We start from the raw sequence: 12,757 nt of genomic DNA on the forward strand, positions 1-12,757 counted from the left end.
CCTCTAACCGCCCGCCTTCAGGATCCCCGCCAGGCCTTCGCGATAGGTCGGATAGGCCGGCCGCCAGCCTAGCTCGGCCTTCGCCCGTGCGTTCGAGACCCGTTTGTTCTCGGCGTAGAAGCGGCGGGTCGCCGGGGACATGCCCAGTTCGTTGAACGGCAGGTCCGGCGGGACGGGGACGCCCAGCAGATGGGCGGCGTGTTCCATGACGTCCTGCGGCGGGGCCGGTTCGTCGTCCACCAGGTTGTAGATCCCGCCCGCGCGGGGACGATCCAGCGAGGCGAGCAGGCCCGAGACGATGTCGTCGACATGGATGCGGCTGAATACCTGACCGGCCTTGACGATCCGGCGGCCCTCGCCGGCGCGCAGGCGGTCCAGGGCGCTGCGTCCGGGGCCGTAGATGCCGGGCAGGCGGAAAGTGGCCACGGTCAGGCCCATGCCGCGCCCGACCTGTCGCCAGTCGCGCTCGGCCCCGACCCGCCGTGCGCCCTCGACCGACTGGGCCTTGAGCGGGCTGGTCTCGAACACCCAGCGTCCCTCGAAGTCGCCATAGACCCCCGTGGTCGACAGATAGCCGATCCAGTCGGGGAAGGCCTGGGCCTGAGCGAGGGCGGGAATGATCGCCTCCAGGGCGGGGCAACCGTCGGGGCCAGGCGGCGAGGTCACGAGGATCGCGTTCACGCCGGCCAGGGCCGCGGCCATGGCGTCGCGGTCGGCCGGATCGGCCGAGGCGATTCCCCGGGCGCGTAGCGCGTCGGCCTGGGCGGCGTCGCGCGCCGAGGCGGCGATCTCCCAGCCGCGCGCCCGCAAGGCGCTGGCGAAAGCCTCGCCGACATAGCCCAGACCGAACACGAAAAGACGCAACGCTCGAACTCCGCCCCCAGAAACCCGGACCCAAAACCCGGCTGAAACCCGTGTGGATCAAGCCTCGGAAAAAACCCGGTCCGCAACCCCTCAAAGGGCGCTTGCAAAGCGCTGAGCGCTCTGCCATAAGCCGCCTCCTCGTCGCGGGGGCTTCTTTGAGCCTCGCCGATGCGGGCGTAGCTCAGTGGTAGAGCGCCACCTTGCCAAGGTGGATGTCGAGAGTTCGAATCTCTTCGCCCGCTCCATTCTCCCGGCTTTCGGGAAGTCTGGATGAGACCATATCTCGCGAATAGCGCGGGCGTAGCTCAGTGGTAGAGCGCCACCTTGCCAAGGTGGATGTCGAGAGTTCGAATCTCTTCGCCCGCTCCATTCTCGGTTTCTTCCGAATATTGGACACATCCGACCGGTCGGCCCAGCAGGGCCGATGACCGGCGATTCGCGTGTCGCCGCGCGTGGCCCGGCGCCCTAAGCTGCGCCGCATGACTCGCGATCCCATCTGGCAGGTCTGCCTCGCTGGCGTCTGCGTCGCCGCGCTGGCGGCCCCGGCCGCCTGGGCTGGCCCCGCCTCCGTCAACCTGACCAAGCTGGTCATCCGCTACGAGGCCCTGGGCGACCCCGGCGAGGATCCCGATTCCGGCGGCTCGGCCGACGCCCGCTGGAAGCTTCCCGACGTCTCGCCGGCCGCCGACGCCGACCGCGCCGCCAAGCTGAAGCAGATCCGGGGCGAGCTGAAGGCCATGGGCGACAAGGGCCTGGCCGACGACGAGCGCCTGACCCGCGACCTGCTGCTGTTCAGCCTGCGCGACCGGATCGAGGCGGCGAGCTTCGACGAGGCCCGCATGCCGTTCAGCAGCGACGGCGGCTTCGACGTGATGATGCTGTACCGGGCCAGCGGGACGACCCTGCGCGACGAGGGCGAGGCGCGGCGCTGGATCGCCCTGCTGAACGCCATGCCCGACTGGTACGCGGCCAATATCGCCAACGCCCGTCGCGGCGTCGCCAGCGGCTTCGTCCAGGCCGTCCCCACCGCCCAGGCGGTGCTGGAGCGGGCCCAGCGCGCCGTCGCCACGCCGCTGGCCGAAGACCCGCTGCTGGCCCCGCTGCGGGCGCTGCCCGACGGCGTCCCCGCCGCCACGCGCGCGGCCCTGGTCGCCGAGGGCGAGAAGGCGGTGACCGACAAGGTCGCCCCGGCTCGCGCCGGCTTCGTCAGGTTCATGAGCGAGGAATACGTCCCGCACGCGGCCAAAAGCCTGGCGGCTTCCGACCTGCCGGACGGCAAGCGCTACTACGCCTTCCTGGCTCGCCGGCACACGACGACCGACCTGACGCCGGACCAGATCCACCATATCGGCCAGACCGAGGTGGCCCGCATCCGCGCCCGCATGCAGGAGACCATGAAGGCCGCCGGCTTCCAGGGCGACCTGCCGGCCTTCATTGCCATGCTGCGCAAGAATCCGCGCTTCTACGCGACCAGCCGCCAGCAGCTCCTGGAGAAGTCCAGTGAGATCGCCAAGCGCGCGGACGACCAGCTGCCGGCCCACTTCGGCGTCCTGCCGCGCCTGACCTATGGCGTGCGACCGGTGCCGGCCAGCATCGAGAAGGGCTATACGACCGGCCGCTATTTCGGCGGCGATCCCAAGGTCGGCCGAGCCGGCGGGCTGATGATCAACACCTCGGAGCTGGACCAGCGGCCGCTCTACGAGCTGCCCGCCCTGGTGCTGCACGAAGGTGCGCCGGGCCATCACATCCAGACCTCGCTGGCCCAGGAACAGGTCGGCGTCCCCGAGTTCCGCCGCAACCTCTACTTCACCGCCTATGGCGAGGGCTGGGGCCTCTATTCGGAGTGGCTGGGCGAGGAGATGGGGATCTACCGTGATCCCTACGAGCTGTTCGGCCGGCTGTCCTACGAGATGTGGCGAGCCTGCCGCCTGGTGGCCGACACCGGCATGCACTGGAAGGGCTGGAGCCTGGATGAAGCCCGCGCGTGCTTCACCGACAACACCGCCCTGTCGCCGGTGAACATCGAGGTCGAGCTGAAGCGCTACGTCTCCTGGCCCGGCCAGGCCCTGGCCTACAAGGTCGGCGAGCTGAAGCTGCTGGAGCTGCGCCAGCGCGCCGAGAGGAAGCTGGGCGACCGTTTCGACGAGCGCGGCTTCCACGACGCGGTGCTGCTGCACGGCTCGCTGCCGCTGTCGGTGCTGGAAATCCGCATCGACGCCTGGATCGACGATCAGGCCAAGACTGGGCAGAACAAGAAGAAGGGCTGACATGGCCAAGATCACCGTCCTCGGCGAATGCATGGTCGAGCTGTCGCCGGAAGCGAGTGACGGCGGCGCGCCGCTGTACCGGATGGGCTATGCCGGCGACACGTTCAACACGGCGATCTACATGGCGCGCCTGGGCGATGAGGTCGCCTATTGCACCGCGCTGGGGCAGGGGGACCCCTTCAGCGAGGGCGTGCTGGCGACCATGCGCCGCGAGACCATGGACACCCGCCTGGTCCGCCAGGTCGAGAACCGTCTGCCGGGTCTCTACGCCATCGTCCTGGACGAGCATGGCGAGCGGAAATTCCACTACTGGCGCGAACGGGCCCCGATCCGCGACCTGTTCTCGGCCCACACCGCCGACCAGCTGATCGAGGCGGCCAAGGCCAGCGACCTCGTCTACCTGTCGGGCGTCACCCTGGCGGTGATCGGCGACATCGGTCGCGCCCGCCTGAAGGACATTCTCGCCTATGTCCACTCGCTGGGGATCGCCGTGGCCCTGGACTTCAACTATCGCCCGGCCCTGTGGCCCAACCCCGAGGCCGCCCGCGCCGCCCTGGACGGCGTCGTTCCCGCGTGCCGTTACGTCTCGCTGAGCAGCGAGGACAGTCGGCCCCTCTACGGCCGCGAGGCCGAGGACCTGGCCGGCGAGTGGGCTGCGGCGGGCGCCGAGGTCGTGGCCCGGGACGAGAGCCACGCCGTCAACGTCCATCGCCCGGACGGCCGCGTCGCCACGCCGGCGCCTTCGCGGGTCAAGGCCGTCGACACCACGGGAGCGGGCGACAGCTTCAACGCCGCCTACCTGTCGTCGCGCCTGGCGGGGATACCCATTCCGGAGGCGATCCAGCGTGCTCACGCCCTGGCCGCGCTTGTGGTTTCCCATCGCGGCGCCATCCTGCCGCATGGTGTCGCCCTCGAAGGCGTCTAGCCCTTCAAAGTCTCATGCGCGAGTTCGACCTTGGCGCCGATCGTCTGCAATCGGCGTTGACCAAACGTTTTCTGATCCCGGCGCTTCCAGCCCTCGAAGCGATGTTTCTGGCTTTGCGCGCCGAGACGGATCGGGTGCTGGGGGACGAGGCGGTCGCGCGCTACGGCAAGCCCTATCCCTATGGCATGTGCCTGGAGATCACGATCGATGTCCTGTCGCGGCTTAACAGTCGACTAAACCGACCGCGATCGGCTGGCGAGCGGGCGCTGAAGGCGTTCTTCGCCAATGGCGGCCAAGGGCGAATGGTCTGGGGTGTTTTGCGCGACCGGTATTTCCAGAACGCGATTCAGTTGGGCTCGCTGTACGTGGACGTTTCCAACGATACCGTCGACGTGCGCAAGGCCAAGGTCGAGATCCTGCCGATGCGCGAGTCGGGACTGGCGTTGGTGCGGGACGCCGCGCACTTCGTCCGGATCGCCAGCGATTACTGGGCCATGACCTTCTACGCCAACACCGCCTTGCCCTCGCTGGCGCCTGCCTTCCCGATGATCGCCGTCGATCGGAAGGGGCAGATCCAGATCCAGGCCAAGGTCGGCTACATGATGCGCTTGTTCGGCGCCGACGGCTTCCGTCTGGCCGAGCAGTGGCTGCGGGATGGACCGCCCGCGCCGCCCGCGGTGGTTCGGGCGCTGCGGTCTGTCTGTTCGCCGGATCTTCTGGCTGAGAACCCCACGGTGGGGGCCGACGAGGCCATCCGCGCCTGTAAGCGGTTGCGCGCCGCTGGAACGATCGTGGACGAGGCATGGGCCGCGCGCATGCAGGCGCTTTTCGACCAGGCGCCCGCGACGCGACTCGTCGCTCAGGCGCCGGTGTCAGCGCGCGGAGCGATCGCGGATGAACGGCGTACGAACGCCCGTCCAGTGGTGGGGATTGAGGCTATCGCGGCCTAGCGAAATCAATCCCTTAGTTCCGCCAAGCTTGAGTGAAATAGGAATATCTTCCTCTCTATGGGAAAATAAACCTATAGTGGCGCCTGCCGGTCGTTCTCGCGGCCGGGAGGAGAGGACGCCATGTTGGTTCAAGCCCTTGAGGACATCTGGGCGATCACGCCCGATCCCCGTCGCGACCGCCTGACGGTCGGCTTTGTCACCCATCTCGTTTCCCTGGCCACCGGCGTTCCGGCGGCCGAGATCTCGACGCCCAAGCGGGCCTCGCACGCCGCCGTCCGCGCGCGGCAGCTGGCCATCTACCTGACCCACATCACCTTCCACTGGCCGCTGCACCGGGTGGCCTTCGCGTTCGGCCGCGATCGCACCACCTGCGGCCACGCCTGTCGCAAGATCGAGGACATGCGCGAGAACGCTGAGTTCGATCGCCGCCTCGCCGAGCTGGAAGCCTGTCTGCGCCAGGCGCCGGCCCATGCCGAGGGGATGCCGTGATGGCGATGTCCCCGAGCGAGATGTTCGACGCGGACCTCGAGGCGAGGCGTCTGGCGGAACGGGCGATGCGGCTGCTGGCGCGGCCCGGCGCGGTGATCGAGGCCCTGGGCGTCGGCTACGGCGTACGCCTGGGTCCCAGTCGCCAGCGCAGCGTGATGCTGGCGCTGGACGAGGCCGCCTTCCGGGTCCTGGCCAGCGAGGCGACGCTGAAGCCGCGACCGCAGGGCGGTTGGGTCATGACAGAACGGCCCGAGCCCGTCCTCCTTCCGCCGCCCGGCCGTCCGGGCGTCATCGAGGCCGAGGTCGAGGCGCCGGACGGGACGGGCGCGGACGGGAAAGGGACCGTACGCCGCAATCTCGGCGAGTCACCGATCGCCTGGCTGGCTCGTCGCCGCGACGGCGCGGGGCGGCCGTGGTTGACGCCGATCGAGGCCGCCGCGGCCGAGCGTCTGCGCGAGGAGTTCGAGAGCCTGGGGACGCTGGGGCGCACCACCATGCGCTGGGATCTCACGCCCCGCGTGTCCGGCGGACGGCCGGGCCTGGCGCCGGCCGAACGCGATCACGCCACGCGGCAGCGGATCTCGCGCGCCCTGGCCGAGGTGGGGCCTGGCCTGCGCGAGATCCTGGAGCGCGTCTGTCTGATGGGCTCGGCCCTGGAGCAGGCCGAGGTGGCGCTGAGGCTGCCGCGCCGGGCGGGCAAGACGGTCCTGAAACTCGCCCTGCAGCGCCTGGCGCGGCACTATCGGATGGCCTGAGCGCGTCGGGCCTAGCGGTTGCCGCCGGCCACGGCGATGATCTCGCCGGTGATCCAGAAGCTCTCGGGCGAGGCCAGGAAGGTCGCCACCGGCGCGATGTCCGACGGTTGGCCCATGCGGCCCAGCGGGGTCTGGGCGATCATCTGGGTCTCGAGATCGCTGCCGATGATGCCCATGGTGTGGGTGCCTTCGGTCTCGACCGCGCCCGGCGAGATGGCGTTGACCCGGATCTTGCGCGGACCCAGCTCCTTGGCCAGCACGCGGGTGATCGAGTCCACCGAGGCCTTGGTGGCCGTGTAGACCGAGGCCGTCGGGATATCGACCGTGGTGGCCGCCGAGCTGATGTTGATCACGCTGCCGCCGTCCGCGCCGAAGCGCTTGGCCGCCTCTTGGGTGGCCAGCAGCAGGCCCAGCACGTTGATGTTGAACTGCCGGTGGAAGTGGGCCTCGTTGATCTCCTCCAGCGCCGCGAACTCGTAGACGCCCGCGTTGTTGACGAGGATGTCGACGCCGCCGAACGCCGTCTGGGTTTCGTCGAACAGACGCGTGACGTCGGCGGCCTTGGCCACGTCGCCCTGGACGGCGATGGCCTTGCCGCCGGCGGCGGTGATCTCGGCCACCACCTTGTCGGCGCCCTCGCGGCTGGAGGCGTAGTTGACCGCCACGGCCGCGCCCTCGGCGGCCAAGGCCTTGGCGATGGCCGCCCCGATGCCCTTCGACGCGCCCGTGACGACGGCGGTCTTGCCTGCAAGCTTGCTCATTGTCTCTCTCCGTTCGGCCTGTGGCCGGTCGCCTTGAGCGGCGAACGCTTCGACATTTAGATAATCATCGAAGTGATTCAACGTGAGCGACGATGAGAATTTTTCGGCGACGCGCGATGGGTTCTATCGGTGGCGGCCGCCTAGCCCCCATATGGGCGGGGAACTGCGAAGGAGATGCGGAATGTCCACGACGGAACGGGCGGTGCTCGCCGGCGGCTGTTTCTGGGGTATGCAGGATCTGATCCGCAAACGGCCGGGCGTCGTCGCCACGCGGGTCGGCTATTCGGGCGGGGACGTGCCGAACGCCACCTATCGTCACCACGGCACGCATGCCGAGGCGATCGAGATCGTCTTCGATCCGGCGGTGGTCAGCTACCGCGAGCTCCTGGAGTTCTTCTTCCAGATCCACGACCCGACGACGGCCAATCGCCAGGGCAACGACATCGGGACCAGCTATCGTTCGGCTATCTATTACGAGGACGAGGCGCAGCGCGCCGTGGCGCTGGATACGATCGCCGACGTCGACGCGTCCGGCCTCTGGCCGGGCAAGGTGGTCACCGAGGTCGAGCCGGTCGGCCCCTTCTGGGAAGCCGAGCCCGAGCATCAGGACTATCTGGAGCGGATTCCCAACGGCTACACCTGCCACTTCGCGCGGCCCGGCTGGCGGCTTCCGAAGCGCGCGACGGCCTAGATCTCGGCCAGCTGCGCCAGGTAGGCGTTCAAGACGTCGCGCTGCAGCACCAGAAACGCGAACTTGCCCTGCCGGCAGATCTTGATCAGCCCCGCCGTCTCCAGCTCCTTCATATGGTGCGAGAGGGTGGCGGCGCTGACCGGCACGTGCTGGGCGACCGCGCCGCAGGGGAAGGGTTCGCTGGCCGCGCCGATCTCCTTGAGGATTTGGCGGCGGCGCGGCTCGGCCAGGGCCTTGGCGATCAGGTTCACCTGCCTCTCGTCAAGAGCGAGAGGGGCGTCGAGGATGGGGCGCGGCGCGTCTTCCATGGCCTTCATATGCGGTGTGAGGCGTTTCGAAGCAAACGTACGCGAAAAAGGGCGGGACCTCTCGATCCCGCCCTTCGCCTGGCGCCGCCGAAGCGCGCCTAGTGCTTCAGCATGTGCTTGATGTCGCGCATCTGGTCGTGACCGGACTTCACGGAGGTCCAGGCCTTCTCGATCACGGCGCGCGTCTGGGGCTCGACGTCGGTGTCCTTCAGGGCCTTTTCGTACTTGGCCTTGATGTGGTCCTCGCCGGCCTCGACCTCGCTGACCACCGCTTCGTCGCCCTTGGTGATGGAGTCCTTCAGGTTCAGGAAGACGCGGTGGGCGGCGGCCAGGATGGTGCCGTCGTCCTTGGGCTCGCCGCCCAGGCGACGGACCTCGTCCTGCAGTTCCGAGGCGACCGAGCGGCGCTCCTGGGCGCGGCGCTCGAACAGGTCCTTGTAGCGCGAGGCGTCGGCGTCCTTGGCGGCTTCGGCGTAGCCGTCGGCGCTGTCGATGGTGGTCTCGACCAGGCCGTTGACGAGCTTGATGTGGTCTTGATTGCTGTGCATGGGGCGGCTCCTCGCTAGGGAAGGGGAGCCGGGTCAACGCGGGGTGGACCTGAAGGGTTCAGCTTGGCCGGACGGGTAATTTCGCGCCGACATGTTCGATGCCCAGGGTTTCACAGTGTTGGGCCTGGCGGTGACGCTCGGCGGCGCGGGCCTTCTGGTCGTCACTGCGGCGGTCGTGGCAGGCGGGGCAAGAGACGCCCTCGGCATACAACGGCGAGGCCTGGGCCTCGGGGCTGACCGGCATGCGGCAGCCCCGGCACAGGGCATGGGTCCCGGGCGCCAGGCCATGGCCGACCGCGACGCGCTCGTCGAACACGAAGCACTCGCCGCGCCAGAGGCTTTCCGGCTCGGGGACCTGCTCCAGATAGTCGAGGATCCCGCCCTTCAGGTGGAAGACCTGCTCGATGCCCTCGGCCTTGAGAAAGGCGGTCGACTTCTCGCAACGGATGCCGCCGGTGCAGTACATTGCGATCTTCTTCGGCGGGGCCGGGAGAGCTTCGCGCCAGCCCCGGAACCAGGCGGGGAATTCCGAGAAGCTGGCGGTCCGGGGATCGATCGCACCTTCGAACGCGCCGACGGCGACCTCGTAGTCGTTGCGGGTGTCGATCACCACGACGTCGGGATCGCTGATCAGCGCGTTCCAGTCGGCGGGTTCGACATAGGTCCCCGCGTCGGTCGGATCGAGGTCCGGCTCGCCCAGGGTGACGATCTCCTGCTTCAGGCGCACCTTCATCCGGTAGAACGGCATGCGCTCGGCCCAGGCGGTCTTGGGCGCGAGATCCGCGCAGCCGGGCAGGGCGCGGATGTGGTCAAGCACCGCCTCGATGGCGGCGTCCTCGCCGGCGATGGTGCCGTTGATCCCCTCGCGGGCCAGCAGCAGGGTGCCCTTGACGCCCAGGCCGCAGCACAGGGCGGCCAGCGGGCCCTGGATCGCCGCCGGGTCGTCGAACCGCGTGAAGCGGTACAGCGCGGCGACGCGATAGCTAGGCAAGGGCGACCTTCGCGTCGTGCTGGATGCGGGCGACCATCGACTTCAGGCCATTGGAGCGCTGCGAGGACAGGGCGCCCGACAGACCCAGCCTGTCCATGGCTTCCTTGGCGTCGAAGGCGACGATGTCGGCCGGCGCGCGGCCCGAATAGAGGCGCAGCATGATGGCCACCAGGCCGCTGACGATGTGGGCGTCGCTGTCGCCGCGGAACTTCAGGGTTCCATCGGCCTGGGGCTCGGTCACCAGCCAGACCTGGCTGGCGCAGCCGCGCACCTTGTTCTCTTCCGAGCGCTCGGCGTCGGACAGGGGCTCGAGGTCCTTGCCCAGCTCGATCACGTAGCGATAGCGCTCCTCCCAGTCGCCGAGGAGCTCGAACTCGTCGGCGAGGTCGTTGAGGGCGGTGTCGATCACGCTGGTCATGGCGGGCCAATTAGGGGGCTCGCCGGTCCAAGGCAAGCGCGCGCCTATCCCACGGGCAGGATCAACCGGGCCAGGAAGCCCGCGCCCAGGCTGGACGACAGCTTCAGCTGGCCGCCCATGGCGCGCGACAGGAGGTCGACGATCGGCAGGCCAAGGCCCACGCCTTCGTTCGTCCGGGTCAGGGCCGAGCCGCCCTGCTCGAACGGCTGCAGCAGGCGCGGCAATTCAGCGCTCTCCACGCCGGGACCCTGGTCGCGGACGGTGATCTCGATCTCGCCGCCGATCTTGACGGCCGCGATGTGCACGACTCCCCCGGCGGGCGAGTGGGTGACGGCGTTCTGCACGAGATTGATCAGCATGGTCCGCAGGCCGCGACCATCGGCCAGGACGACCGGCAGGGCGCCTTGCCCGATCACATGGATGATGACGTCACGACGCGCGATCTCGCCGCGCAGGCTCTCGATCACGTCCTCGATCGCCTCGTCCAGGTTCTCGGGCGTCATCTTGATGTCGGTGACGTGGCCTTCCAGACGGGCCAGCTCGACGACCTGATTGACCAGCTTCAGCAGCTTGACGCCGCTGTCGTGGACGATCGTCGCGTATTCCTTGTACTGCGGCGCGCCCAGCGGACCGTAGAGCTCCTGCGACAGGATCTCGGAAAAGCCGATCACGGCGTTGAGCGGGGTGCGCAGCTCGTGGCTGACCATGCGCAGGAACGACCGCTTGCGATCGTCCAGGGCCAAGCGTCGACGCTCCTCCGCGGCCGCCCGACGATCGGTCGGGGCGGGATCCGCGAAGGCGGAGGCGATCGAAGCGTCCAAGGACGCCGGTTCTGGCATGGTGAGCTCCCGGACCTTCTGTCCGTGACGACTTGAGCCCGAGACTATGGCCGACGGCGCTTACGATTCCGTTTCCGTCCACAGCGCGTCCACGAAGAAAGGTCGCTTGGCGATTGTACAGCCTTGGAGGCGGCGGTCACTCCGCGTTAAGGTTTGACGACGGCGAACCTGTGCGCCGGGCTAGAAGTCGACCGCTTTGGAATTCGAGACGTCGCCAGACCCGATCAAACGCCAGGCCGCTCACGCGGCGGGGTTCGATCCCGCGCACGCGTGGCGCCTGGGCTGGCTGGCGGCTATCGCCCTGGCGGCGGCCGCCGCCTTCTTCACCAACGCTGGCGGCTGGCCCATCTGGACGGCCCTGGGCGCGGGGGCGTTTCCGGCCCTGGTGGCCTTGATGTTCGCGCGCGGGGGCGAGCGCACCCAATCGCTGCTGCTGGTGCTGTGGGCCGTGGGCGGCGCGCTGGCGGCGGTGCTGACCGGCGGCGTCTCCGGCGCCATGGCGGCCTGGTGCCTGGCGCCCGTGGCGGCGGCCTCGATCATGGACCAGCCCAAGCGGCTGGCCGAGGGCGCGGCCCTGGCCCTGATCGGCGGGTGCGTGGCGGCGCTGACCCAGCTTTCGGGTCTGGCCCCGCCGGAACCAACCGGCCCGCTGGCCTTCGTACTGGGCTTCCTGGCGCTGGTCACCACGGGCCTTGGCCTGGCCGCCGGCCTGTTGATCGGCCGTCGCCGCCAGGGCGCGCGCGACGACCGTCACACGTCCGAGATCATCGGGCTGGAGACCCTGCTGGACGGCCTGCCGCTTCTGGCGGTCGCCATCCGGGGGCAGGGGCAGGTGACGACGGTGCGCGGCGCGGCGCCTTTGGGCGTCACCACCGCCGAGCTTCTCGATCGCGGCCTGACCGCCGCGGCCGCGCCGGGCGACCGCCAGCGCCTGAGCGCGGCCATCGCCGTGGCCCATCGCGAGGGCGCGGCCAGCCTGACCTTCAGCCCGGCGCTGGGCGTCGAGCGCGTCGTGGGGCTAGACCTCGTCCGCGTGGCCCCGAACCAGCTGGTCGGCGTGCTGCGCGACATCACCGGCGATCGCAACCGCGAGATCGCCCTGGATCAGGCCCGCGCCGACGCCGAGGCCCTGGCCGCCGGCCGCGCCCGCTTCCTGGCCAATATGAGCCACGAGCTGCGCACCCCGCTGAACGCCATCATGGGCTTCTCGGACATCATGCGCGGTCGCATGTTCGGCCCGCTGAGCGACCGCTATGGCGAATATGCGGAGCTGATCCACGAGAGCGGCCGGCACCTGCTGGACCTGATCAACGACGTGCTGGACATGTCCAAGATCGAGGCCGAGCGCTTCGAGCTACAGCGCGGGGTGTTCGACGCCCGCGAGGCGGTGCAGGCGGCCATGCGCCTGCTGCGCGTCCAGGCCGACGGCGCCAATGTCCAGCTGCGGGGCGTGCTGCCGCCGGGCGAGCTCGAGGTCGACGCCGACCGCCGGGCCCTGAAGCAGATCGTGCTGAACCTGGTGTCCAACGCCCTGAAGTTCACCCCGCGCGGCGGCCAGGTGACGGTCACGGCCCACGGCTATGACGGGGTGCTGGAGATCATCGTCGCCGACACCGGCGTCGGCATCAGTCCCGAGGACCTGGAACGCCTGGGACGGCCCTACGAGCAGGCCGGCGGCGTCGAACAGCGCGCCCGGGGCACCGGCCTTGGCCTGTCGCTGGTCCGCGCCTTCGCCAAGCTGCACGGCGGCGAGATGACGATCGAAAGCCGCCTGGGCGCGGGCACCAGCGTGTCCGTGCGCCTGCCGGTGCTGTTGGCGCCGCTGCGCTCGGTGACGATCGGTCCGGAACCGGCGGCCGATATCCTGGCCGCCGAAGAGGACGACAAGGAAGACGTCGCCCCGTCGCCGACCAGCCTGGGCGACAACGTCATCGCCTTCGCGCCCCGTTAG

General features: G+C 69.3%; 14 protein-coding genes and 2 tRNA genes. 9 read left to right on the forward strand and 7 right to left on the reverse strand.

Going from position 1 to position 12,757, the window contains the following annotated elements; translation table 11 throughout:
• Positions 1 to 3 precede the first annotated feature (3 nt).
• On the reverse strand, positions 4 to 864 hold the full coding sequence (locus K8940_RS05985) for an SDR family oxidoreductase (protein WP_223393735.1): 861 nt from the start codon (positions 862 to 864) through the stop codon (positions 4 to 6).
• A 170-nt stretch (positions 865 to 1,034) separates the two neighbouring features.
• Between K8940_RS05985 and K8940_RS05990 the strand changes: the two genes are divergently transcribed.
• The 7 genes from K8940_RS05990 (at position 1,035) to K8940_RS06020 (ending at position 6,250) form a co-directional block, all read left to right on the forward strand.
• Positions 1,035 to 1,109, forward strand: a tRNA-Gly gene (locus K8940_RS05990).
• 49 nt (positions 1,110 to 1,158) lie between these two features.
• Positions 1,159 to 1,233 (forward strand) — tRNA-Gly (locus K8940_RS05995).
• Between the two features lie 110 nt (positions 1,234 to 1,343).
• Positions 1,344 to 3,131 carry a DUF885 domain-containing protein gene (locus tag K8940_RS06000; RefSeq protein ID WP_223393737.1) on the forward strand — a complete coding sequence of 596 codons (1,788 nt, stop codon included), beginning with the start codon at positions 1,344 to 1,346 and terminating at the stop codon, positions 3,129 to 3,131.
• A 1-nt stretch (position 3,132) separates the two neighbouring features.
• Complete coding sequence (locus tag K8940_RS06005) at positions 3,133 to 4,056, forward strand: sugar kinase (RefSeq protein ID WP_223393738.1); 924 nt, start codon at positions 3,133 to 3,135, stop codon at positions 4,054 to 4,056.
• A gap of 14 nt (positions 4,057 to 4,070) precedes the next feature.
• Positions 4,071 to 5,006 carry a hypothetical protein gene (locus tag K8940_RS06010; RefSeq protein WP_223393740.1) on the forward strand — a complete coding sequence of 312 codons (936 nt, stop codon included), beginning with the start codon at positions 4,071 to 4,073 and terminating at the stop codon, positions 5,004 to 5,006.
• 120 nt (positions 5,007 to 5,126) lie between these two features.
• Positions 5,127 to 5,495, forward strand: a complete 369-nt coding sequence (locus tag K8940_RS06015; protein WP_223393742.1) for a helix-turn-helix domain-containing protein — start codon at positions 5,127 to 5,129, stop codon at positions 5,493 to 5,495.
• Positions 5,495 to 6,250, forward strand: a complete 756-nt coding sequence (locus K8940_RS06020; RefSeq protein WP_223393744.1) for a DUF6456 domain-containing protein — start codon at positions 5,495 to 5,497, stop codon at positions 6,248 to 6,250. The genes K8940_RS06015 and K8940_RS06020 overlap by 1 nt, the downstream gene beginning before the upstream one ends.
• A gap of 11 nt (positions 6,251 to 6,261) precedes the next feature.
• Here the strand turns inward: K8940_RS06020 and K8940_RS06025 are convergent, their stop codons facing one another.
• On the reverse strand, positions 6,262 to 7,011 hold the full coding sequence (locus K8940_RS06025; protein WP_223393746.1) for a glucose 1-dehydrogenase: 750 nt from the start codon (positions 7,009 to 7,011) through the stop codon (positions 6,262 to 6,264).
• 181 nt (positions 7,012 to 7,192) lie between these two features.
• On the opposite strand from K8940_RS06025, the gene msrA reads away from it, so the two are divergent.
• Positions 7,193 to 7,702: a peptide-methionine (S)-S-oxide reductase MsrA gene (gene msrA, locus K8940_RS06030; protein WP_223393748.1), complete on the forward strand. Its 510-nt coding sequence runs from the start codon at positions 7,193 to 7,195 to the stop codon at positions 7,700 to 7,702.
• Here the strand turns inward: msrA and K8940_RS06035 are convergent.
• The 5 genes from K8940_RS06035 to K8940_RS06055 form a co-directional block, all read right to left on the reverse strand.
• Positions 7,699 to 8,019, reverse strand: a complete 321-nt coding sequence (locus K8940_RS06035; RefSeq protein ID WP_223393750.1) for an ArsR/SmtB family transcription factor — start codon at positions 8,017 to 8,019, stop codon at positions 7,699 to 7,701. The genes msrA and K8940_RS06035 overlap by 4 nt on opposite strands.
• An 89-nt stretch (positions 8,020 to 8,108) precedes the next feature.
• Positions 8,109 to 8,558, reverse strand: coding sequence for a PA2169 family four-helix-bundle protein (locus tag K8940_RS06040; RefSeq protein ID WP_223393752.1), 450 nt, complete (start codon positions 8,556 to 8,558; stop codon positions 8,109 to 8,111).
• A gap of 58 nt (positions 8,559 to 8,616) precedes the next feature.
• Positions 8,617 to 9,549 (reverse strand): rhodanese-related sulfurtransferase, encoded by a 933-nt coding sequence (locus K8940_RS06045; protein ID WP_223393754.1) that lies wholly within the window; start codon positions 9,547 to 9,549, stop codon positions 8,617 to 8,619.
• Positions 9,542 to 9,967, reverse strand: coding sequence for a SufE family protein (locus tag K8940_RS06050; RefSeq protein ID WP_223393756.1), 426 nt, complete (start codon positions 9,965 to 9,967; stop codon positions 9,542 to 9,544). Before K8940_RS06050 ends, K8940_RS06045 begins: the two co-directional genes overlap by 8 nt.
• A 44-nt stretch (positions 9,968 to 10,011) precedes the next feature.
• Positions 10,012 to 10,806, reverse strand: a complete 795-nt coding sequence (locus tag K8940_RS06055) for a sensor histidine kinase (RefSeq protein WP_223393758.1) — start codon at positions 10,804 to 10,806, stop codon at positions 10,012 to 10,014.
• A gap of 196 nt (positions 10,807 to 11,002) precedes the next feature.
• Here K8940_RS06055 and K8940_RS06060 point away from each other — a divergent pair, with 196 nt between their 5' ends.
• Positions 11,003 to 12,757 carry a sensor histidine kinase gene (locus K8940_RS06060; protein WP_223393760.1) on the forward strand — a complete coding sequence of 585 codons (1,755 nt, stop codon included), beginning with the start codon at positions 11,003 to 11,005 and terminating at the stop codon, positions 12,755 to 12,757.

Origin of the sequence: Caulobacter segnis, assembly GCF_019931575.1 — a bacterium.
Lineage (GTDB): Bacteria > Pseudomonadota > Alphaproteobacteria > Caulobacterales > Caulobacteraceae > Caulobacter > Caulobacter segnis_C.